Origin of the sequence: Amycolatopsis sp. FBCC-B4732 (assembly GCF_023008405.1) — a bacterium.
GTDB classification, from domain to species: Bacteria; Actinomycetota; Actinomycetes; order Mycobacteriales; family Pseudonocardiaceae; genus Amycolatopsis; species Amycolatopsis pretoriensis_A.
Window position 1 is genome coordinate 7,456,984 of sequence record NZ_CP095376.1, and the last position, 20,768, is coordinate 7,477,751.

Annotated in this window: 20 protein-coding genes; 6 read left to right on the plus strand and 14 right to left on the minus strand. The window is 72.6% G+C overall.

Annotation, left to right across the window (positions count from 1 at the left end; genetic code table 11):
• Nucleotides 1-7: 7 nt before the first annotated feature.
• Both MUY14_RS33030 and xrtP read right to left on the minus strand, forming a co-directional pair.
• Nucleotides 8-1,384, minus strand: a complete 1,377-nt coding sequence (locus MUY14_RS33030) for a glycosyltransferase family 2 protein (RefSeq protein ID WP_247014997.1) — start codon at nucleotides 1,382-1,384, stop codon at nucleotides 8-10.
• Nucleotides 1,381-1,890 (minus strand): exosortase P, encoded by a 510-nt coding sequence (xrtP, locus tag MUY14_RS33035; RefSeq protein WP_247014999.1) that lies wholly within the window; start codon nucleotides 1,888-1,890, stop codon nucleotides 1,381-1,383. The genes MUY14_RS33030 and xrtP overlap by 4 nt, the downstream gene beginning before the upstream one ends.
• Before the next feature lie 359 nt (nucleotides 1,891-2,249).
• Here xrtP and MUY14_RS33040 point away from each other — a divergent pair, with 359 nt between their 5' ends.
• The 3 genes from MUY14_RS33040 to wecB all read left to right on the plus strand — a co-directional run bounded on the left by MUY14_RS33040 (nucleotide 2,250) and on the right by wecB (nucleotide 4,455).
• Complete coding sequence (locus MUY14_RS33040; protein ID WP_247015001.1) at nucleotides 2,250-3,017, plus strand: choice-of-anchor P family protein; 768 nt, start codon at nucleotides 2,250-2,252, stop codon at nucleotides 3,015-3,017.
• 12 nt (nucleotides 3,018-3,029) lie between these two features.
• The gene (locus tag MUY14_RS33045; RefSeq protein ID WP_247015003.1) at nucleotides 3,030-3,209 is read left to right on the plus strand and encodes an LPXTG cell wall anchor domain-containing protein; all 180 of its coding nucleotides are present in this window, start codon (nucleotides 3,030-3,032) and stop codon (nucleotides 3,207-3,209) included.
• 94 nt (nucleotides 3,210-3,303) lie between these two features.
• Complete coding sequence (gene wecB / locus MUY14_RS33050; RefSeq protein ID WP_247025364.1) at nucleotides 3,304-4,455, plus strand: non-hydrolyzing UDP-N-acetylglucosamine 2-epimerase; 1,152 nt, start codon at nucleotides 3,304-3,306, stop codon at nucleotides 4,453-4,455.
• 50 nt (nucleotides 4,456-4,505) lie between these two features.
• Here the strand turns inward: wecB and tsaD are convergent, their stop codons facing one another.
• The 3 genes from tsaD to tsaB are packed head-to-tail and all read right to left on the minus strand — an operon-like array spanning nucleotide 4,506 to nucleotide 6,693.
• Nucleotides 4,506-5,555, minus strand: coding sequence for a tRNA (adenosine(37)-N6)-threonylcarbamoyltransferase complex transferase subunit TsaD (gene tsaD, locus MUY14_RS33055; protein WP_247015004.1), 1,050 nt, complete (start codon nucleotides 5,553-5,555; stop codon nucleotides 4,506-4,508).
• A complete protein-coding gene (gene rimI, locus MUY14_RS33060) occupies nucleotides 5,555-6,034 on the minus strand; it encodes a ribosomal protein S18-alanine N-acetyltransferase (protein ID WP_247015006.1) in 480 nt (159 codons plus the stop codon). The genes tsaD and rimI overlap by 1 nt, the downstream gene beginning before the upstream one ends.
• On the minus strand, nucleotides 6,031-6,693 hold the full coding sequence (tsaB, locus tag MUY14_RS33065; RefSeq protein WP_247015008.1) for a tRNA (adenosine(37)-N6)-threonylcarbamoyltransferase complex dimerization subunit type 1 TsaB: 663 nt from the start codon (nucleotides 6,691-6,693) through the stop codon (nucleotides 6,031-6,033). Before tsaB ends, rimI begins: the two co-directional genes overlap by 4 nt.
• A 198-nt stretch (nucleotides 6,694-6,891) precedes the next feature.
• Between tsaB and MUY14_RS33070 the strand changes: the two genes are divergently transcribed.
• Nucleotides 6,892-8,316 (plus strand): acyl-CoA synthetase, encoded by a 1,425-nt coding sequence (locus MUY14_RS33070; RefSeq protein ID WP_247015010.1) that lies wholly within the window; start codon nucleotides 6,892-6,894, stop codon nucleotides 8,314-8,316.
• Nucleotides 8,309-9,634, plus strand: a complete 1,326-nt coding sequence (locus tag MUY14_RS33075; protein ID WP_247015012.1) for a carboxyl transferase domain-containing protein — start codon at nucleotides 8,309-8,311, stop codon at nucleotides 9,632-9,634. Before MUY14_RS33070 ends, MUY14_RS33075 begins: the two co-directional genes overlap by 8 nt.
• A 32-nt stretch (nucleotides 9,635-9,666) precedes the next feature.
• Here the strand turns inward: MUY14_RS33075 and tsaE are convergent, their stop codons facing one another.
• The 8 genes from tsaE to glmS form a co-directional block, all read right to left on the minus strand.
• Nucleotides 9,667-10,125: a tRNA (adenosine(37)-N6)-threonylcarbamoyltransferase complex ATPase subunit type 1 TsaE gene (gene tsaE / locus MUY14_RS33080; protein WP_247025366.1), complete on the minus strand. Its 459-nt coding sequence runs from the start codon at nucleotides 10,123-10,125 to the stop codon at nucleotides 9,667-9,669.
• 14 nt (nucleotides 10,126-10,139) lie between these two features.
• Nucleotides 10,140-11,240 carry an alpha/beta fold hydrolase gene (locus MUY14_RS33085; protein WP_247015014.1) on the minus strand — a complete coding sequence of 367 codons (1,101 nt, stop codon included), beginning with the start codon at nucleotides 11,238-11,240 and terminating at the stop codon, nucleotides 10,140-10,142.
• A complete protein-coding gene (alr, locus tag MUY14_RS33090) occupies nucleotides 11,237-12,352 on the minus strand; it encodes an alanine racemase (protein ID WP_247015016.1) in 1,116 nt (371 codons plus the stop codon). The genes MUY14_RS33085 and alr overlap by 4 nt, the downstream gene beginning before the upstream one ends.
• A gap of 28 nt (nucleotides 12,353-12,380) precedes the next feature.
• Nucleotides 12,381-13,472 (minus strand): ABC transporter ATP-binding protein, encoded by a 1,092-nt coding sequence (locus MUY14_RS33095; RefSeq protein ID WP_247015018.1) that lies wholly within the window; start codon nucleotides 13,470-13,472, stop codon nucleotides 12,381-12,383.
• Between the two features lie 3 nt (nucleotides 13,473-13,475).
• A complete protein-coding gene (gene xylB, locus MUY14_RS33100) occupies nucleotides 13,476-14,906 on the minus strand; it encodes a xylulokinase (protein WP_247015020.1) in 1,431 nt (476 codons plus the stop codon).
• The gene (locus MUY14_RS33105; protein ID WP_247015022.1) at nucleotides 14,896-15,729 is read right to left on the minus strand and encodes a DeoR/GlpR family DNA-binding transcription regulator; all 834 of its coding nucleotides are present in this window, start codon (nucleotides 15,727-15,729) and stop codon (nucleotides 14,896-14,898) included. The genes xylB and MUY14_RS33105 overlap by 11 nt, the downstream gene beginning before the upstream one ends.
• Before the next feature lie 137 nt (nucleotides 15,730-15,866).
• A complete protein-coding gene (locus MUY14_RS33110; RefSeq protein ID WP_247015024.1) occupies nucleotides 15,867-17,306 on the minus strand; it encodes an NAD(P)H-hydrate dehydratase in 1,440 nt (479 codons plus the stop codon).
• Between the two features lie 22 nt (nucleotides 17,307-17,328).
• Entirely contained in the window at nucleotides 17,329-19,191 is a 1,863-nt protein-coding gene (glmS, locus tag MUY14_RS33115) for a glutamine--fructose-6-phosphate transaminase (isomerizing) (protein ID WP_247015026.1), read from the minus strand.
• A 255-nt stretch (nucleotides 19,192-19,446) separates the two neighbouring features.
• On the opposite strand from glmS, the gene MUY14_RS33120 reads away from it, so the two are divergent.
• Complete coding sequence (locus MUY14_RS33120) at nucleotides 19,447-20,271, plus strand: chlorophyllase/cutinase-like alpha/beta fold protein (protein WP_247015028.1); 825 nt, start codon at nucleotides 19,447-19,449, stop codon at nucleotides 20,269-20,271.
• Between the two features lie 34 nt (nucleotides 20,272-20,305).
• Here the strand turns inward: MUY14_RS33120 and MUY14_RS33125 are convergent, their stop codons facing one another.
• Nucleotides 20,306-20,767 carry a hypothetical protein gene (locus tag MUY14_RS33125; protein WP_247015030.1) on the minus strand — a complete coding sequence of 154 codons (462 nt, stop codon included), beginning with the start codon at nucleotides 20,765-20,767 and terminating at the stop codon, nucleotides 20,306-20,308.
• Nucleotide 20,768: the final 1 nt, after the last annotated feature.

Consider the following 20,768-nt stretch of genomic DNA (forward strand, 5'->3'; position numbering starts at 1 on the left):
GTCGCGCTCACGCGTCGAGCGCGACCTTCACCCCGGCCGCCTGTTCGGTGTTGCGGCGCGTCTTCGCCCAGCCGTTGCGGCCGCGGACCAAGCGGAACAGCGCGCGCCACGACGTCACGTAGAACGTGTAGATGTAGGCCGCGTAAGCGAAACCGAGACCGATCCCGCGCAGCACGTTGCGGCTGCGCAAGCACTTCAGCTGGTAGATCGGGCCCCACACCAGGAACGGCAGCAGCCCGAACGAGCCGTAGATGGCGAAGAGGATCCACGCGCCGCCGGTGAACCACGTCCACATCTGCGCCGGGTCGCCCGCGGTGCTCGTCACCAGCAGGATGAACGGGATCGGGTACAGCAGCGAGCCGAGCAGCTGCAGCCACGGCTGGGCGAGGTAGTACATCATCTCCGCCGCCCCGAGCGTGCTGACGTGCGGTGAATCCCAGATCCGGCGCAGGTACCGGGCGCACTGCATGGTGCCCTGCCCCCACCTGGTGCGCTGCACGAGGAAGCGCCGCAGGCTGTACAGACCCTCTTGCGCCACATGGGAATCCGGCGTGAACCCGGTGCGCCAGCCGGCCGTGAGCAGGTGGACGCCGAGTTCGAAGTCCTCCAGCAGCGAGCCGCGCCACGGCTGTTCGTCGGCGCCCGCGATGGAGTCCAGCGCGGTGAGCCGGGTGAACTGGCCGTTGCCGCCCATGGAGATCGTGCCGGTGAAGCCGCGGGAGGTCTGGATCGCCGCGATCGCCGTCCGGAACTCGAGGTCCTGCAGCTGCGCGAGCTTGAGGCCGAACCAGCGCCCGACCGGGTTCCGCGACGGCGGCGGCGTTCCGACGTTGCTCATCCGGACGTCCAGCTGGACCGCGCCGATCCCCTCGTCGCCGAAGAGGTGGTCGGCCGCGCAGACCTCGAGGCAGTTCGGCGCCGGGCGGCCGTCGGCGTCGACGACCACCACGACGACGTCGTCGCGCGAGGCGTCCGGGCCCATCCAGTCGTTCAGCGCCCGGTAGGCCGCGTTGAGGGCGTCCCCCTTGCCGGTCCGCGCCTCGGGCCGCGTGCGCGGCACCAGGTGCAGGTACGGGTCGTAGCCGCCGTGGCGGCGCCACAGCATCCGGACGACGCGGGCGGTGCGGTCCTCCGAGTCGTCGTCGACGACCCAGACGTGCGCCTTGCGGAACGTCGTGCGCAGGTAGCGGATCGTCTCGCGGATCACCGTCTGCTCGTCGCGGCACGGGACGAAGAAGTGCCACGTGTAGTCGGCCGGGTCGCCGACCGGCGCGGGCTTGCGCCGCAGGTACGGCACCACGATGACGACGACGTACACCAGGAACGCCACGCTCATCGTGAGCGCGAACGCCTGCGTGATCGCCAGCAGGACCTTGATGCTCATGCCTTCTTCTTCCGCGTGGCCAGCCAGACGAACAGGACCAGCGAGACGGCACCGCCGAACACGCTGACCATCGAGCCGAGCAGCGTGTGCCCCCAGTAGTAGCCGTCGTCGGTGCCGAGCCCGCGCACGAGCCCGACGATCGTGAGAATGCGCAGCTGGTTAACCAGCACGACGACGACCGCGGCAATACCGAGCGAAAAGAAGAGCCGCTTCGCATTCGCGGGCCGGAAGTACAGCATGATCATCGTCACAACGAGCAACGGAAGCAAAAGGAACGCCGAAGAACATTCCGGTGTCATTCTCAACCCGAACGGAGTAGTGCTCGTCAACCCAAAGTAAACAGACTCCCGATCGGGTGCCACATAAACACCCGATGTAGTGATCACCTCGAGGATCGCACCGGCGAGCCGCACTTCCAGTTCGCGGTAGAACCGCTCGGCCAGCACCACCACGGCACCCGCGGCCGCCAGCGCGCTCAGCGCGATGACCAGCGGGAACCGTGCCATACCTGCGTTCGGAGCGCTCGCTACGGCCACGACGGTCCTCTCGGTGTCGGTTGTCGGATCAAGCTGCGGACCCCGGGCGAGCGTAAAACACCACCGGCCGTCACTTCCACTCGGAGGCGTGGTTTAGCGGCCCATTCGGCAGCTCCACCCGCAAACTTGCTAGGCCATCCGAGTGATGCGGAAACGACCTGCGGAAACTCCGCCACGTTGTACCCGATCCGGTGGTTCGGGAAATATCGTGTGCCATTCGGGCCGCTCTTCGCGATAGTCGATTCGCGTGCCGACTCGAAGCAAGCCGGTTTATCCGCGCCGCCGTCACGCACCCCCGATTAACTCCAGCGAATTCGGAGGAAAGTTTGATGAAGAGCTCCCTCGTGCGCCGTGGCGGCCTGCTCGCCGCGGTCGTGGCGAGCGTCGTGCTCGCCGGCGCGACCCCCGCGTCGGCCGCTCCCGGTGACGGGTCGGCCTACGGCGTGAACGTCGACGTGACGCTGCTCGGGCAACCGGCGGTGAAGGCCGGCCCGCTCGCGGCCGCGAACACCGCGGGCCCGACGACCAACAGCTTGGCCTCGGCGAACCTGACCGGGATCCTGACCACCGGCGTGATCAACACCGAGGCCAAGCGCGACGACAACTCCGGCGCGGTGACGGCCAAGGCCAGCACCGCCGACGTCGGGCTGCCGCTGCTCAAGGCCCTCGGCAACAACGTCGGCGCCAAGGCCGTCGAGGCGGTCTGCACGGCGACCCAGGCGGGCGTCACGGGCAGCACCACGCTGGTCGGCGCGAACCTCGGCAGCGCGGGCGCGGTCGACGCGACCCCGGCGCCGAACACCCAGGTCAAGGTCGCGATCGCCGGGATCAACGTCGCGACGGTCATCCTCAACGAGCAGATCAAGAACAAGGACGGCAGCCTCACGGTCAACGCCATCCACGTGAAGCTGCTCGGCGGTGTGGTCGGCGCGCTCGGCTCGGGTGACGTGATCGTGTCGTCGGCGACCTGCGGCCCGGCCGCGCCGCCGATGCCGCTCGCGTCCGGCGCCGGGCTGTGGATCGGCCTCGGCCTGCTCGGCGCGGTCGCGGTGCCCGTGGGCACGCGCATCTTCCGCCGCCGTTCCGCACAGGCCTGAGCGGAGGCCCGGATGTACAAGATGCCGGGCGCGGGTGTCGGAGTCGCCGGTGGCGGGGTGGGCACCCTCGCCGCCACCGGCGCCGACATCGGGTGGTGGCTGGCCGTCGGCGTGCTCCTGGTCCTGCTCGGGACCGTGGCGCTGATCGCGGTCCACCGCCGCAACCGCCGCCTCTCCCAGGCGCGGGATTGAGGAACGGGCCGTCGGCGTGTGCCCCTCGCACGCCGGCGGCCCGCGGTGGAAATTTTCGTGGAGACTGGACTATGTGGAGAAGGGGTACCGCCGGGTGGACGTGATGGTGCTGGCCGGGACGCGGCCGGAAGCGCTGAAGCTCGCGCCGCTGGCACTGGCGCTGGACGCGCACCCGGCGTTGCGGCCGGTCCTGGTGCACAGCGGCCAGCACCCGGGCATGGTCGAGCAGGCGCTCGAACCGTTCGGGCTGACCGCCGATGTGTGGCTGGACGTGCCGCCGCGGGTCACCGGCGGGCAGGCGGAACTCGTGGCCGGCCTGCTCCCCGCGCTGGACGACCTGCTGCGCCGGCACCCGCCGGCCGCGCTGGTCGTCCAGGGCGACACCACGACGACGCTCGCGGGCGCGCTGGCCGCGTTCTGGCTGGGCATCCCGGTGGTGCACCTGGAAGCCGGGCTGCGCACGCACGACCTCGCGGCGCCGTTCCCCGAGGAGGGCGCGCGCCAGATGGTGTCGCGGCTCGCGGCGCTGCACCTGGCCCCGACCCTCGGCGCCGCGGCCGAGCTGCGCGCGGAAGGCGTTGCGCGGCAACGCATCGCGGTCACGGGCAACACGGTCGTCGACGCCGTGCTGGAGATCGCGGCCCGCGACCTGCCGGCCCGCGACACGGCGCTGGCGTTGCTGGAGATGGAGCTCGCCGAGGCCGGCGAGCGGCTGGTGCTCGTCACTTCGCACCGCCGCGAGTCCTGGGGCGAGCCGCTCGAGCGGACGCTGGCCGCGGTGCAGCTGATCGTCGCCGAGCACCCGGACGTACAGGTGCTGTTCCCGGCGCACCCGAACCCGCAGGTCCGCGCCCAGGTCGAGGCGGCGCTGGCCGGCCTGCCGCGCGTGACGGTGACCGACCCGCTGGAGTACCCGGACCTGGTCCGCGCCCTGCGGGCCGCGTCGCTGGTGCTGACGGACTCGGGCGGCATCCAGGAGGAGGCGCCGACGTTCGGCACCCCGGTGCTGGTGCTGCGCGACGTGACCGAGCGCGTCGAGGTCGTGGAGGCGGGGTGCGCGTGGCTGGTCGGCACGGACACCGAGCGCATCGCCGACACGGCGGCCCGCCTGCTGAGCGGCGAGCTGCGGCCGGCGCAGGTCGGAAACCCCTACGGCGAAGGCAATGCGGCCACCCTGGCGGTGGCGGCGATCGAGGAACTGCTCGGTGTCGCCGCGACGACCCGCAACGAGGTCGCGGCTACGTAGGCCCGGACCCGTCGTGAGTTGTCCAGGGCGGTTCTAACCGCCCTGAACACTCACGAGAGCGAGACCACGTTCACGGGCAACGCCGGGTTCGCGCTGAAGTCCAGCTTGGCCGTCGGGCGCTTCGCCGCCACCACGTGCGCGCCCAAAGCCGCGATCATCGCGCCGTTGTCCGTGCACAGGCGGGGGCGCGGGACGCGCAGCTCGATGCCCGCCGCCGCGCAGCGTTCCGCCGCCAGCGCCGACAGCCGCGAGTTCGCCGCCACGCCGCCGGAGATCACGATGGTGCCGATCCCCTGCTCCTTCGCGGCGCGGATCGCCTTCATCGTCAGCACGTCCGCGACGGCCTCCTGGAACGACGCCGCGACGTCGTCCACCGGGATCTCCTCGCCGCGCCGGGCGGCGCCTTCGACCCAGCGCGCGACCGCGGTCTTCAAGCCGGAGAAGGAAAAGTCGTTCTTCGCGTCGCGCGGGCCGGTCATGCCGCGCGGGAACGCGATCGCCGCCGGGTCGCCGTTCTTAGCCGCCTTGTCGATCGGCGGGCCGCCCGGGTAGGGCAGGCCGAGCACGCGTGCGACCTTGTCGTACGCCTCGCCCGCCGCGTCGTCCACAGTGGACCCCAGCTCGGTGATCTCCGACGCGATGTCGTCGACGCGCAGCAGCTGCGTGTGCCCGCCGGACACCAGCAGCGCCAGGCACGGCGTGGGCAGCGGCCCGTGCTGCAGCGTGTCCACCGCGATGTGCCCGGCCAGGTGGTTGACGCCGTAGAGCGGCACGTCCAGCGCCGTCGCGTACGCCTTGGCCGCCGAGACGCCGACGAGCAGCGCGCCCGCCAGGCCCGGCCCGGCCGTCACCGCGATGGCGTCCACATCGGACAGTGCCAGCCCGGCTTTCTCGAAGGCGCGCGTGGTCGTCGGGACCATCGCTTCCAGGTGTGCCCGGCTGGCGACCTCGGGCACCACGCCGCCGAAGCGGGCGTGCTGCTCGACGCTGGACGCCACCTCGTCGGCGAGCAGCTCGACCGTGCCGTCGTCGTGCAGGCGGACCAGGCCGACGCCGGTCTCGTCGCACGAGCTCTCGATGCCCATGATGATGCGTGACATCAGCCCGCCACCCCGTCTCGCGTCCGCGCGGGGCGGACCATCGTGTACGCGTCGGCGCCGGAAGGCTGGTAGTAGCGCTTCCGTATGCCGAGCCGTTCGAAACCGTGGCTCTCGTACAGGCCGAGTGCCGTCGTGTTGTCCGTGCGGACCTCGAGGAAGACCGGCGCTTCGTACTCGTCGGCGCGGTTCAGCAGCGCCCGCAGCAGCGCCTTGCCGATCCCCTTGCCCTGGTACTCCGGGGCGACACCGATGGTGTGCACGGTCGCCTCGTACTCGCCGCGGCGGCGCCCGACGACAGCGAGCCCGGCGTACCCGAGCAGCTCGTCGCCCTCGTCCGGGCGGGCGGCGAGGTAGAAGTGCCCGATGTCCAGCTCGGAGTGGAACGCGCGGGAGTTCCACGGGTCGTCGCCGGGGAAGAGGATCTGCTCGATCTCGACGCACCGGGCGATGTCCCGGCGGCGCAGCGGCTCGAGTCTCACCTCGCGGTCACCCTTTTCGGCGCGGCGGGCTCGGCGGCGTCGGGACGGCGCAGGTACAGCGGCGTCAGCGGCGCGGGCTCTGCCTTCGCCAGCAACGCGCTCTTGGCGGCCTTGACCAGGCCGGCGGGTGACGGGAAGCGCGGCTCGATCGGCTGGACACCGAGCGCCTCCGCGTACAGCACGGCGCCGTCCCCGGCCGCGGCCTCGACGTCGGTCGCCAGGTCGGCGGGGCGCTGGACGTGCGGGCCGTCGGTGCGGTTGCCGTCGCTGTCGTAGGCGGCCCAGTACACCTCGCGGCGGCGCGCGTCGGTGCAGACCAGGAAGGCCCCGGCCGAGACGACGTCGGCGGCCAGCGCGTCGAGGCTGCAGACCGGGTGCACGGGGAGGCCGAGGGCGTGCCCGAGCGCGGCGGCGGTCGCCATCCCGGCGCGCAGGCCGGTGAACGGACCGGGGCCGACCCCGGCGACGATCGCGTCGAGGTCCTTGAGCGCGACCCCCGCGGCTTCGGCGGCGGCCAGCGCGTGCGGGGTGATCAGCTCGCCGTGGGCGCGCGGGTCGACCGTGACGCGCTCGCCGCGCGTCTCGACCCCGTCGCCGTCCACCTCGACGACGCCCGCGGTGACCGCCGGGGTCGAGGTATCGATCGCCAGTACCAACACGGTGTCCCAGCCTACGACCAGCGTCTTCGAGAGGTCGCTGCAGGGGACTGATCCGCACGGTACTGTGCCGTTTGTTACCGATCCGACCGCAGCCACGGCGGAACGGGCACCTCCCGCCGACCGGTTGCGAAACGTTCCGCCTGCTTCCGGTCGAACCGGTAACGTGCGGATGGAGTCCGACTCTGGGAGGTCCCCGCGGTGCCCGCCCCGTTGTTCCCCACCCTTGCCGACGGTTCCGCCGAAGAGGCCCTGCGCTTCGGCGACCACGTCCTCTCCTACGCCGACCTCGCCGCCGTGGCCGGGGGGCTCGCCGCCGAGCTGCCTCGCGGCCGCGTGGCCGTCTGGGCGACCCCGACCGTGCACACGAGCGTCGCGGTCGTCGCCGCGCTGCTCGCCGGGGTGCCGGCCGTGCCGCTCAACCCGAAGATCGGCGAGCGCGAGCTCGCGCACATCCTGACCGACAGCGAGCCGCAGCTGGTGCTGGCCGAGCCCGGCGCCGAACTGCCCGCCGCCCTGGCCGGGCTGCCGCGGCGGGACATCCCGCTGACCGGCGGGAAAGCGCTCGACGCGGCGGAGCCGGACCCGGAGACGCCCGCGCTGATCGTCTACACGTCGGGGACCACCGGCCCGCCCAAGGGCGTCGTCCTCCCCCGCCGCGCGATCGCGAGCACGCTCGACGCCCTCGAAGACGCCTGGGGCTGGATGGCCGGTGACGTCCTCGTGCACGGGCTCCCGCTGTTCCACGTGCACGGCCTGATCCTCGGCATCCTCGGCCCGCTGCGCCGCGGCGGGTCGGTGCGCCACCTCGGCCGGTTCTCGACCGAGGGCGTCGCGCGCGAACTGGCGAACGGCGCGACCATGCTGTTCGGCGTCCCGACGATGTACCACCGGATCGCCGGCGAGGTCGGCACGGACACCGCGCTCGCGGACGCCCTGCGCGGCGCGCGCCTGCTCGTCTCCGGGTCCGCGGCGCTGCCGGTGCACGACCACCAGCGGATCACCGCGGCGACCGGCCAGCAGGTCGTCGAGCGCTACGGGATGACCGAAACCCTGATGAACACGAGCGTCCGCGCCGACGGCGAGCGCAAGCCCGGCACGGTCGGCGTCCCGCTCGGCGGCGTCGAGCTACGGCTGGTCGGCGAGGCCGGCGAGGTGGTCGACGACCTCGAGACCGTCGGCGAGATCCAGGTCCGCGGCCCGAACCTGTTCACCGAGTACCTCAACCGCCCGGACGCGACCGCGGCGGCGTTCGACGGCGGCTGGTTCCGCACCGGCGACGTGGCGACGCGCGACGCCGACGGCTACGTCAAGATCGTCGGGCGCAAGGCGACCGACCTGATCAAGAGCGGCGGCTACAAGATCGGCGCGGGCGAGATCGAAAACGCGCTGCTCGAACACCCCGGCGTCGCCGAAGCCGCCGTCACCGGCGAGCCGGACGACGACCTCGGCGAGCGGATCGTCGCGTGGATCGTGCCTTCCGGTGAGCCGCCGACGGCCGGGGAACTGGCCGACCACGTCGCGAAGCTGCTCGCGCCGCACAAGCGTCCGCGGGTCGTCCGCTACCTGGAAGCGTTGCCGCGCAACGACATGGGCAAGGTCATGAAGCGGGCGCTCGGTGTCTAGGCTGCCGGCGCGCGAAGTCGTCGGCACGATCGCGAACGACTTCACGGAGTTCCCCACGCCGCTGCGCGACGAGCCGGCCGACGGGCCGATCGGCTGGCCGGGTTACCGCACCGCCCGTGCCGCGGCGGAAGAACGCACCGGCGAGAAGGAGTCGGTCGTCTGCGGGACGGCGAAGATCGGCGACGTCGAGGCGGTGCTGATCGCCTTCGAGTTCGGCTTCCTGGGCGGCTCGCTCGGGCAGCGCACCGGCGACCGGATCGAGGCGGCGTTCGCGCACGCCCGCGACGCGCGGCTGCCGGTGGTCTCGCTGGTCGCGACCGGCGGCAGCCGCATGCAGCAGGGCATGCGCGCGCTGATGCAGCTCCAGCGCGTGGCGCGGGCGGCGGCGCTCACGCGCGCGGCGGGCATCCCGCAGATCTCGGTGCTGCGCGACCCGACGACCGGCGGTGGCTGGGCGACCCTCGGCGCGGGCGCCGACGTCGTCCTCGCGCTGCCGGAGGCGCAGGTCGGGTTCGCGGGCTCGCGGGTGCGGCCGCCGGAGGCCCCGGAGGCGTACACCGCGGAGGCGAAGCTCGAGTGGGGTCAGGTCGACGCCGTCGTCACGCCGGACGAACTCGGGCCCACGCTGGAACGCTGGCTGCGGCTGCTGACCGCGCGCTCGTCGGCGGCCGCTCCGCCGCCTTCGGCGCTTAGGGCCGCTCCGCTGCCTTCCACGGGCTGGGAGGCGGTCCAGGCGGCGAGGTCGCCTTCGCGTCCCCGGGCCGCCGAGTACCTGGACGCGTACTTCGACTGGCGCGAAGACATCAGCGGCGACCGCGCGGGCGGCGTCGACCCGGGTGTCGCGTGCGGCTTCGGCTGGCGCGACGGCCGGACGATCGCGTACGCGGCGCAGTGCGGCACCCCGACGTCCCCGGCGGGCTTCCGCACGGCTGCGAGGCTGGTGCGGCTGGCGTCCCGGCTGGGCTTCCCGGTGCTCACGCTGGTCGACACCCCGGGCGCGGCCAACGACGCGGCGGCCGAGCAGGCGGGCGCGGGCGCGGCGATCGCGGCGATGTTCGAGGCGGTCGCGACGGCGGCGATCCCGGTGACGACGCTGGTGATCGGCGAAGGCGGCTCGGGCGGGGCGTTGGCGTTCGCGGGCGCGGAGTCGACGTGGGTGACCCCGGACGCGTACTTCTCGGTGACGTCGCCCGAAGCCGCGGCGGCGATCCTGAAGCGGCCGGCTTCGGAGGTGCCGGACATCGCGAACCAGCTGCACCTGCGCCCCCAGGACCTGGTGGACCTGGGGGTGGCCCGGGCGGTGGTCAGGTTCTCGTGAGTGTTCAGGGCGGTTCTAACCGCCCTGAACACTCACGACATCTCGGCGAGCTCCGGGGTGCGGTCGGCCCACGAGCCGTGCGGTTCCAGGGTCACCTCGCGGACGTCGTCCTCGCGGCGGTCCAGCCGCACCACGAGGTAGTCGTCCGAAAGCCGCTCCGCCGAACCCTCGCCCCACTCGACCACGATCGCCGAGCGCTCCAGGTCCGTGTCCAGGTCCAGGTCGTCGAGCTGGGAGAGGTCACCACCCAGCCGGTAGGCGTCGACGTGCACCAGTGGCACGCCGGAAGCGCCCGCCGGGTGGACGCGGGCCAGGACGAACGTCGGGGAGCTGACCCGGCCGCCGACGCCGAGGCCGGCCGCGATGCCGCGGGTCAGCGTCGTCTTGCCCGCGCCCAGGGGGCCGGCCAGCAGGACCAGGTCGCCCGCGCGCAGTGCGCGGCCGAGCGCGCGCCCGAAGTCCATCGTCTCTTCGGGCGTCGGGAACACCATCGGGGAGATCACGGTCAACGCTGCCACCACCAGTTTCGCCGGGACGAGTTTTCGCCGTCCACACCGGAACAGCGTTGCAGGAGATCGATCAGGTGGCTGGTCACCAGCTCGGGCTGCTCGAGCTGGACCATGTGGCCGGCGCCGCGGACGCGCACGAGCTCCGCGTCGGGCAGCTCGGCCGCGATCCGCTCGGCGTGCGCGAACGGCGTGAACCGGTCCGAGTCGCCGCCGATGACCAGGACTTCCGCGTGCTTCAGGCCGGCGAGCGCCGCGTAGCGGTTGTGGCTGCCGAGCGTGTCGACGAAGTTGACGAGCCCGCGCACCGGCGTCACCTCGAGCATCTCGAGCATGAAGTCGACGAGCCTCGGCGCGACGTCCCGGCTGCCGAACGCCAGCCGTCGCACGGCTTGGCGCGTCAGCTGGCCGCCGGCCGCGCGGACGAACTCCACCAGCCCCGGCTGCCAGCCGGCCAGACCGCCGGCGGCGCGCGTCAGCGGGTTGTACTTCGAGAGCAGCGAACGCGGCAGCCCGCGGGCGCCCACTTCGCCCGCCGCGGTCGCGATGAAGGCGACGCCTTCCACGCGTTCTTCGAACAGCGAAGGGAACTCGGCGGCCAGCTCCATGATCACCATGCCGCCCATCGAGTGCCCCATCAGCACGATGGGCCCGTCCGGGACCACGGACCGCAGCACGACGTCGAGGTCGCGGGCCAGCTGTTCGATCGTCGAGTTCTCCGCCGAAGCCGCGCCGGACAGGCCGTGGCCGCGGTGGTCGTAGTACACCTGACGCACGCGAGGCAGCCGAAGCGACTCGAGGTCGCGGCGCTGGAAGTGCCAGCAGCGCTTCGAAAGCGCGAAGCCGTGCACCCCCACGACGGTCAGTTCGGGCTTCCCGCCGTCCCCCGGGTCGATCTCCTCGACCGAAAGCGGCGTGCCGTCATCGGCCGCGACCGTGGACGCACGGTCGGGCTTCAGCTCCCCCAGCGGCTCGTCCACGTACGGATCCTCACTGTGCCGCCGCTGCTGCGCGGCGACGGCAATAGCGGCGGCGGCGGTCCCCGTGGCCACGGCCCCGACCCCGCCGGCGATGGCCAGCAGTCGACGTGAAGGTGTCACGAGCGCTCTCCCGGATACCGGCGCCGCACCCGCGGGCGGTACATCGAGGTGACGATCTCGTAGTCGATGGTGCCCAGCTTGTCGGCCCACTCCCGGGCCGTCGGCTCGCCCTGCGTCCCCGGCCCGAACAGCACGACCTCGTCGCCGACGGCGGGCTCGAAGTCACCGCAGTCGACCACCAGCTGGTCCATGCAGACCCGCCCGGCCACCGGGCGCCGCCGCCCGCCGAGCCACACGTCCATCCGGCCCGACAGCGACCGCGGGACGCCGTCGGCGTACCCGGCCGGGACCAGGGCGAGGTTCGTGTCGCGCGGGGTGGTCCAGGTGTGCCCGTAGGACACCGATTCGCCGGCTTCGACGCGCTTGACCAGCGCGACCGCGGACCGGAACGTCATGGCCGGGCGCAGGTCTTCGGCCTGCGGCACCGGGTTGAGCCCGTACATCGCGATACCGGGGCGGACGACGTCGAAGTGCAGGTCCGGCCGCGTGAGCAGGGCCGCGGAGTTCGCCAGGTGCCGCTTCGGGTCGAGCCCGGCGGCGCGGGCGGCGTCGTAGGCCTCTTCGAACCGCTTGGCCTGCATGTCGATCGAGGGGTGCTCGGGCTCGTCCGCGCAGGCGAGGTGGGACCAGATCGCGACGACGTCCACGCGGGGTTCTGCGGCCGCGGCGGCGACCAGCTCGGCCCACGCGGCGGGCGGGCAGCCGTTGCGCGAAAGCCCGGTGTCGATCTTGAGGTGCACACGAGCCGGAGTACCCGGTTTCGCCGCGGCCGCGATGCGGCGTAGCTCACCCAGCGAGCTGGCGGCCAGGTCGACGTCCGCCTCGATGCCCGCCGCGAAGTCGACGTCCGGGGTGTCCAGCCAGCTGAACAGGCGGGTGGTGATCCCGGCCTCGCGCAGGGCGAGGGCTTCGCCGAGGGAGCAGGTGCCGAGCCAGCCCGCGCCGGCCTCGACCGCGGCGCGCGCCACCGGCAGCGCGCCGTGGCCGTAGGCGTCGGCCTTCACCACGGCCATCACCTCGGCGCCGGGCGCGCGGGCGCCCAGCAGGGTGAGGTTGTGGCGGATCGCGTCGAGGTCGATGTCGACCTGGGCGCGAGGGAAACTGGAGGACATAACACCTCCAGTTTCCCATGACCCGAGGTCAGGGCAGGCGCGCCCCGGACGTGGCGGAGAACACGTGCAGCTCGTTCGGGCGGATCCGCAGGTGGAGGGTGTCCCCCATGGCCGGCGGCGTGCGCGGGTCGACCCGGACGACGACGTTGGGCCGGGTGTCGTCGGCGTCGGTCTGGGCGAGCTTGCCGTAGACGAAGGCGTCCGAGCCGAGCTCCTCGACCAGGTCCACCTTGATCGGCAGGGCGCCGTCCTCGTTCGTCACGACCTCGAGGGCCTCGGGGCGGAAGCCCAGGGTCACGGTGTCGCCGTCGGCGGCGGCGATGGTCTCGCGGGTCAGCGGCACGCGCGCGCCGCCCACCTCGGCCCCGTCGGCCGTCAGCTTCGCGGTGGCGAGGTTCATCGCCGGCGAGCCGATGAACCCGGCGACGAAAGCGTTCGCGGGCCGGTCGTACAGGGCGCGCGGGGTGTCGCACTGCTGCAGCAGGCCGTCCGAGAGCACCGCGACGCGGTCACCCATCGTCATGGCCTCGACCTGGTCGTGCGTGACGTACACGGTGGTGACGCCGAGGCGGCGCTGCAGCGCGGCGATCTGCGTACGCGTCGAGACGCGCAGCTTGGCGTCGAGGTTCGACAGCGGCTCGTCCATCAGGAAGACCTGCGGCTCGCGGACGATCGCGCGGCCCATCGCGACGCGCTGGCGCTGACCACCCGAGAGCGCCTTCGGCTTGCGGTCGAGGTAGTCCACGATGTCCAGCAGCTTCGCGGCCTCGAGGACCTTCTGCTTGATCTCGGACGCGGGGCGGCCGGCGATCTTCAGCGCGAAGCCCATGTTCTGCGCGACCGTCATGTGCGGGTACAGCGCGTAGTTCTGGAACACCATCGCGATGTCGCGCGAGCGCGGCGGCAGCTGGGTGACGTCGCGGTCGCCGATCCAGACGGCGCCGTCGTCGATGTCCTCGAGGCCGGCGAGCATGCGCAGGCTGGTCGACTTGCCGCAGCCGGACGGGCCGACCAGCACCAGGAACTCGCCGTCGGCGATCTCCAGGTCCAGCGCGTCGACCGCGGGGCGCTCCGAACCGGCGTAGCGCCGGGTCGCCTTGTCGTAGGTGATGGAAGCCATCGGTCAGTCCTCTCCGAGATTCCGCCGGACCCCGTGCGCCGCTTCGCGGGCTTCGAGGTGGCGCTGCTGGATCCGGTGGCCCGCGGCGCGTTGCGCCTCGGTCGGCTCGTCCAGCTCGAGCCGGAGCTTCTGGTTCTTCTGCCAGGACGGCGGTTCCGCACTGGCGGTCAGTGCCCACGCCGCCTGCCGCGCCGCGCCGATGGCGACGTATTCGGCGACTTCGGGCAGCTGCACGGGGACGCCGAACACGAGCGGCGCGACCGCGCGGACGGCGGCCGACTGCGCGCCCCCGCCGATCAGCAGCACGCGGCGGACGTCGAGACCGTGCGCGCGCACCGCGTCGAGACCGGCGGCGAGGCCGCAGAGCATGCCTTCGACGGCGCTGCGCGCGAGGTTCTGCGGGGTCATGTTGGCCCTGGTCAGGCCGGTCAGCGAGCCGGTGGCGTCCGGCAGGTTCGGCGTGCGCTCGCCGTCCAGGTAGGGCAGGAACGTGAGGCCCTCGGCGCCGGGCTCGCCGGCCAGCGCGAGCCGGTCGAACTCGCTGAGCGTCGCGCCGAGCATGGACGCCGTCGCGGTCAGCACGCGGGCGGCGTTGAGGGTGCAGGCCAGCGGCAGGAAGCGGCCGGTGGCGTCGGCGAACCCGGCGACTTCGCCGGTGGCGTCGGCCGCGCCGGTCTCGGCGACCCCGAACACGGTGCCGCTGGTGCCGAGCGACACGACGACGTCGCCGGGCCGCAGTTCGAGCCCGAGCGCGGCGGCCATGTTGTCGCCGGTGCCGGCCGAGACGAGCACGCCGTCGGCCGTGTGGCCGGCGGCCTGGGCCGGGCCGAGCACGGCGGGCAGCTCCGGCGTCCGGCCGCCGAAGGCGTGGCTCAGGACGTCGAGGCGGTAGGCGTTGTCGGACGGCGAGAAGTAGCCGGTGCCGGACGCGTCACCGCGGTCGGTGACCGGGTCGCCGCCGGTGAGCTTCCAGGTCAGCCAGTCGTGCGGCAGCAGCACGCGCGCGACCCGGTCGGCCAGCTCGGGCTCGTGGTCGGCCAGCCAGCGCAGCTTCGTCACGGTGAAGCTGGCGACCGGCACCGAGCCGACGGACTTCGCCCAGACCGACGGCCCGCCGAGCTCCGCGATGAGGTCGAGCGCCGACTGCGCGGAACGGGTGTCGTTCCAGAGCAGCGCGGGCCGGACGACCTCGTCGTGCTCGTCGAGGGTGACCATGCCGTGCTGCTGCCCGCCGACGCCGATGGCCTTGACGTCGTCGAGCAGGCCCTTCGTGGCCTCTTGGAAGGCGTCCCACCAGGCGGCGGGGTCGACCTCGGTGCCCTCGGGGTGCGGCGCGCGGCCGGTGCGGACGATCTCACCGGTGCTCGCGTCGCACACGACGACTTTGGTCGACTGGGTGGACGAGTCGATGCCGGCGACCAGTTCAGCTGTCATAGGGCTGCCCCTCTGCGACGTGTTCGACGATCTCGATCGCGGTGCCCGCGTTGAGCGCGGCCTCGATCTCCTCGGTCGGCGTGGCTTCGCCGGTGATCAGCAGGTCGTAGTCGCCGACGTCGCCGTGCGCGTAGGTGGCGGTGCGGCCGAACTTCGAGTGGTCGAGGACGAGGACGTTGTGGTTGGCGACCTTGAGGGCCGCTTTCTTGAGCTCGGCGTAGTCCCGGTCCGGATGGAAGAGCCGCCCGACAGCGACCGCGGTGACCGAGACGAAGGAGACGTCGGCGCGGATCGAGTCCAGGAGGTTCAGCACCTCGGGACCGGCGCAGGAGTCGTACTCGGGCGAGTACCGGCCGCCCGCCAGCACGACGTCGACCTTCGGGCCGAGCAGCCGGGCGGCGTGCAGCGAGTTCGTGACGACGGTGAGCGCGTCGACCTCGGCCAGCCGCTTGACCAGCGGGAGCAGCGTGGTGGAGTCGTCGACGAAGACGGTCTGGCCGGGGTGGACGTGCTTCGCGGCGGCCTCGCCGAGCGCGTCTTTTTCGTCGTGGTGGAGGGTGTCGCGGAAGCGGGCGGCGGACTCGATGGTGAGCGCCGGGTAGGCCTCGACCTTGCCGCGCAGCTTGCGCAGGAGCCGGCGTTCGGCCAGGTCGTCGAGGTCGCGGTGCATGGTCATCAGGCTGACCTTGAAGCGGGCGGTCAGGTCGTCGATCCGTGCTTCGCCCTGCTCGATGACGTGGTCGAGGATCCCCTGCCGCCGCTGCTCGACGGCAGCGTCGGACGGCCGGGTCTTCCGGTCTCCGGGTGCTGTGCCGCCGCTCACACGGCATTCTTACCAGATTTCCCGCGCAGAGTTAACAGAGAACTCGATAACTCTTCCCACGCCCCCACTGCGCACTTTCACGTGAAAGTGTTCCGGAGCACACACTCCGGATCACTTTCACGTGAAAGTGCGTGCGGTCAGGGGGTGAGGGAGCGGATGGCGCGGATGGCCTCCGGGATCGCGTGGACCAGGCCGGACGCCGAGGTCGGGGCGTTCTGGGCCGCGATCGCGCCCGCCAGCGAATGCACGTGGGCCGCCATCGCCGCCGCCAGCCACGGGTCCAGGCCGGCCGCCAGCAGGGCCCCGACCAGGCCGGACAGGACGTCGCCCGAGCCCGCCGTCGCCAGCCAGGCGCCGTGCGGCTTGTTCACCGCGACCCGGCCGTCCGGGGCCGCCACGACCGTGACGTGGCCCTTCAGCAGCACCACCGCGTCGTACTTCTTCGCCGCTTCACGCGCCGCTGTCACGCGGTCCGCTCCCGGCTTGCGGCCCATCAGGCGCTCGTACTCGCCCGCGTGCGGGGTCAGGACCAGCGGCGTGTCCGGGTCGCGGGCGTCGAGGACGTCCGGGGACTTCGCGATGATCGTCGTCGCGTCGGCGTCCGCGCAGACCGGGACGCCCTGGCCCAGCACGTGCCGCAGGACGTCGCGGCCGTCCGAGCCGGTGCCGATGCCCGGCCCGACGGCCCACGCCTGGACGCGGCCCGCGTCCGCGACCGTGCCGGTCGCGATGATCTCCGGCCACTGCGACCGGACGACGTCGGCCGCGTGACCGGCGTAGCGCACCAGGCCCGACGTCGCGCGCACCGCCGAGCCCGCCGCCAGCACCGCCGCGCCCGGGTACGTCGCCGAGCCCGCCGCGATGCCGACCACGCCCTGGCTGTACTTGTCGTCGTCCGGTCCGGGCACCGGCCAGGCCGCGGCGACGTCCGCGACGTCGAGCCGCCGCAGGTCGGGGTCGGTCAGCTCGAGGCCGATGCCGACCAGGACGACCTCGCCGCAGTGGGCGGGCGCGAGCGCGTGCACCGGCTTGAGCGCGCCGAAGGTGACCGTGCGGGTCGCTTTCACGGCGGGGCCGTCGACGGCCCCGGTGTCCGGGTCGACGCCGCTGGGCAGGTCGACCGCGACGATCGGGGCTTCGACCAGGTCCACCAGCCGGGCCGCGTCCGGGCGCAGCGAGCCGCTCGCGGAGATCCCGACGATGCCGTCGACCACGACGTCGGCCTTCGCGATCCACTGTGGACCGTCCGCGGCGGGCACCGCGCGGCCACCGGCTCGCTTGAGCGCGCCGAGTCCTCCGGCGTGCGCCTTCTCGGGCTTGAGCAGGATGGCCGTGACGGCGACTCCGCGTCGCCGGAGGAAGGCGCCTGCCCAGAGCGCGTCACCGCCGTTGTCGCCCGAGCCGACCAGGAGCACGGCCCGGCGTCCGGAGACCCCGCCGGTGCGGTCTTCGAGCAGGTCGGCGATCTGCACCGCGAGCCCGAACGACGCCCGGCGCATGAGTTCGCCGTCGGGTGTGACGGCGAACGCCCGCCTCTCCGCCTCGCGAATCCGTTCCGTGGTCCAGATTCCCTGCACGGCGGGGCCTCTCTACGCTGTGTTATTCAACAGTCACGGACTTCGCCAGGTTACGCGGCTTGTCGACGTCGTACCCGCGGGCGCGGGCGATCTCCGCCGCCAGCACCTGCAGCGGCACGGTGGACACCAGCGGCTGCAGCAGCGTCGGCACCGCGGGGACCTCGATGAGCTCGTCGGCGAACGGCCGGACGGTCTCGTCGCCCTCTTCGGCGATCACGATCGTGCGGGCGCCGCGGGCCTGGATCTCGCTGATGTTCGAGACCAGCTTCGAGTGCAGCACCGCGCGGCCCTTGGGCGAGGGCATCACGACGACGACCGGCAGGCCGTCCTCGATCAGCGCGATCGGGCCGTGCTTGAGCTCGCCGGCCGCGAAGCCCTCGGCGTGCATGTACGCGAGTTCCTTGAGCTTCAGCGCGCCTTCGAGGGCGACCGGGAACCCGACGTGGCGGCCGAGGAAGAGGACGGCCTTCGAGTCCGCGATCCGGCGGCCGAGGTCACGCACCTGGTCCACAGTGGACAGTACCTTTTGGACGGCCGCGGGCATGGCCTCGAGCTCGGCGAACTCGCGCGCGACCTCGTCCGGGTACTTCGTGCCGCGGGCCTGCGCCAGCGCCAAGCCGACCAGGTAGTTGGCCGCGATCTGGGCGAGGAACGCCTTGGTCGACGCGACGCCGATCTCGGGTCCGGCGTGGGTGTAGAGGACGGCGTCGGACTCCCGCGGGATCTGCGCGCCGTTGGTGTTGCAGACGGCGAGGACGCGCGCCTTCTGCTCACGCGCGTGCCGGACGGCTTCGAGCGTGTCCGCCGTCTCGCCGGACTGGGACACGGCGACGACCAGCGTGTCGCGGTCCAGCACCGGGTCTCGGTAGCGGAACTCGGACGCCAGCTCGACCTCGACCGGCAGCCGCGTCCAGTGCTCGATGGCGTACTTGGCGACCAGGCCGGAGTGGTAGGCCGACCCGCAGGCGATGACGAAGACCTTGTCGACGTCGCGGAGGTCCTGGTCGGAGATGCGCTGCTCGTCGAGGATGATGCGGCCGGACTCGAAGTGCCCGCGCAGCGTGTTGGCCAGCGCCTCGGGCTGCTCCTCGATCTCCTTGAGCATGAAGTACTCGTGGCCGCCCTTTTCGGCGGCGGAGAGGTCCCAGTCGACGGTGAACGGCTTGGCCTGGGCGGCGTCGCCGTGGAAGTCCAGGACTTCGTAGCCCTCGCGCGTGATGACGACGAGCTGGTCCTGCCCGAGCTCGACGGCCTCGCGGGTGTGCTCGATGAAGGCGGCGACGTCGGAGGCGACGAAGTGCTCCCCGTCCCCGACCCCGACGACCAGCGGCGACGACCGCCGCGCAGCGACGATCGTGTCGGGCTCGTCGGCGTGCGTCACGACCAGGGTGAAGGCACCTTCGAGCCGCCGGCAGACAGCGGCGACGCTGGCGGCGAGGTCACCCTTGGTGTCCCCGTCGCTGTACGCGCGGGCGACGAGGTGCGCGGCGGTCTCGCTGTCGGTGTCACTGGCCATCTCGACCCCGTCGGCTTCGAGCTCGGCCCGGAGCGCGGCGAAGTTCTCGATGATGCCGTTGTGCACGATGGCGACGCGCTGCGAGACGTCCCGGTGCGGGTGCGAGTTGCGGTCGACGGGCGCGCCGTGGGTGGCCCAGCGGGTGTGCCCCATGCCGGCGGTCCCGGCGAAGGCGTCCCGCCCGACCTCGTCGAGCCGAGCTTCCAGGTTCGCCAGCCGGCCGGCCTTGCGCTCGACGGTCAGCGCACCGGCCCCGTCGAGGACCGCGACCCCGGCCGAGTCGTACCCGCGGTACTCCATGCGCCGGAGCCCGCCGAGGACGACGTCCAGAGCCGGGCGGTGCCCGACATATCCCACGATTCCACACACGCGCACCAGCCTAACGAGGGATGTTCGCCGGAGTGATGGGGTCCGGAAAGGGTGCTTGACCTGGGAGAATGGACCGGGTGGTGGTTCGGACCAATGCACTGTCACCCGGACGTGTCTTTGGTGACCCGCCACCCCGAAGCTTGTTTGTGACTACGGACGGGTTCTGGGCTTCGGATCGGGGTGGGGGAGGGGGCTGGGTGGAGTGCCGGGGCGGCGGGCGCGCCTCTCGCCCCTTCGCACAGTAGGGTTCCGGCCATGGCCAGCAAGCCCAAGCAGCTGCTCGCGGAGTTGACGCACCCCGGTCCGCACGAGGTTCTGCGGGGGAATCTCGCCCTGGTCGGGCTGCCCGGTGTCGTCTTCACCCCCCGTGCCGGTCTCGGCCTGCCCGCCGTGGCCTTCGGGCACGGGTGGCTGCAGCCCCCCGATCGCTACCGGCAGCTGCTGCGGCACCTCGCCAGCTGGGGCATCGTCGCCGCCGCGCCGGCCACCCAAAAAGGGCCGCTGCCGTCGCACCGGTTGCTCGCCGCCGATCTGCTGACGACCCTCGACGTCGTCACCACCGTGCGGCTCGGGCCCGATGGCATCAGCGTCAACCCCGCCAAGCTCGGGCTCGCCGGGCACTCGGCCGGGGGTGGCGCCGCCGTGCTCGCCGCCGCGCAGGACGCGCGGGCCGAGCAGCCGCGGATCAAGGCCGTCGCCACCATCACCGCCGCGCAGACGTTGCCGCCCGCGCACGAGGCCGCCAAGGCCATCACCGTGCCCGGGATGCACCTCGCCGCCGAGGGTGACCTGGTCGCGCCCGCCGTCGGGCACGCCGAAGCCATCGCGAACGCCTGGGGTGGCGACGACGTCCAGCTGCGGCTGCTCGGCAAGGCGTCGCACCTGGGTGTCACCGAGGGCAGGCACTGGTCGCAGCTGATCATGCACGGCAAACCGCACCGCGGGACGCAGCAGCTGACCCGCGCGCTGTTCACCGCCTTCTTCCTGACGCACCTGACCGGCACCGACAAGTACCGGCCCCTGCTCGAAGCGGACGTCAAGCGCGCTCCGATCGAGCGCGAGGAAGAACCCGCGCACTGACGCGGAAAGGGCCCGGCCGGAGCCGGGCCCTTCCTCACACCAGCCAGCTGGTGCTGGAGAAATCGTCGTCGTCGTCCGGCTGGCGGGCGTGCCGGCCCCGCCGGGGCGGCTCCGGTGCCGGGGGCTCCGGGACGGGCTCGGGACGCGGTGCCACCGCGGCCGGGACCGGTGTCCCGTAGCTCGGCGTCGGGTACGCCGTGTAGCCGGTGTCGGCCTCTTCGTCCTGGACGCCGAACTCCATCAGCGACTCGCGCGACTTGTCGGCCAGCGTCTTCTCCGTCGCCCAGCCGCCCGCGCTCTGCTTGCGCTTGTTGAGCTCGTCCATGTGCTCGGCGTACTTCTGCGCGGCGGCCATCTCCCGCTGCAGCCCGGCGCTGGCCTGCTCCTTGGCCTCGGCGACGTGGCGGTCGCGCAGCCCCCGCTGCTCGTCCTGCTCGCGCGCGGCGGCGTCCATCGTCGAGATCGCCGTGCGATATCGGTCTTCGGCGCTGGTCATC

Bases quoted from the DNA above. Each gene is read 5' to 3' on its own strand.
- MUY14_RS33030 (WP_247014997.1), bottom strand. From the start codon at position 1,384: ATGAGCATCAAGGTCCTGCTGGCGATCACGCAGGCGTTCGCGCTCACG.
- xrtP (WP_247014999.1), bottom strand. From the start codon at position 1,890: ATGGCACGGTTCCCGCTGGTCATCGCGCTGAGCGCGCTGGCGGCCGCG.
- MUY14_RS33040 (WP_247015001.1), top strand. From the start codon at position 2,250: ATGAAGAGCTCCCTCGTGCGCCGTGGCGGCCTGCTCGCCGCGGTCGTG.
- MUY14_RS33045 (WP_247015003.1), top strand. From the start codon at position 3,030: ATGTACAAGATGCCGGGCGCGGGTGTCGGAGTCGCCGGTGGCGGGGTG.
- tsaD (WP_247015004.1), bottom strand. From the start codon at position 5,555: ATGTCACGCATCATCATGGGCATCGAGAGCTCGTGCGACGAGACCGGC.
- tsaE (WP_247025366.1), bottom strand. From the start codon at position 10,125: ATGGTGTTCCCGACGCCCGAAGAGACGATGGACTTCGGGCGCGCGCTC.
- alr (WP_247015016.1), bottom strand. From the start codon at position 12,352: ATGTCCTCCAGTTTCCCTCGCGCCCAGGTCGACATCGACCTCGACGCG.
- MUY14_RS33095 (WP_247015018.1), bottom strand. From the start codon at position 13,472: ATGGCTTCCATCACCTACGACAAGGCGACCCGGCGCTACGCCGGTTCG.
- xylB (WP_247015020.1), bottom strand. From the start codon at position 14,906: ATGACAGCTGAACTGGTCGCCGGCATCGACTCGTCCACCCAGTCGACC.
- MUY14_RS33120 (WP_247015028.1), top strand. From the start codon at position 19,447: ATGGCCAGCAAGCCCAAGCAGCTGCTCGCGGAGTTGACGCACCCCGGT.
- MUY14_RS33125 (WP_247015030.1), bottom strand. From the start codon at position 20,767: ATGACCAGCGCCGAAGACCGATATCGCACGGCGATCTCGACGATGGAC.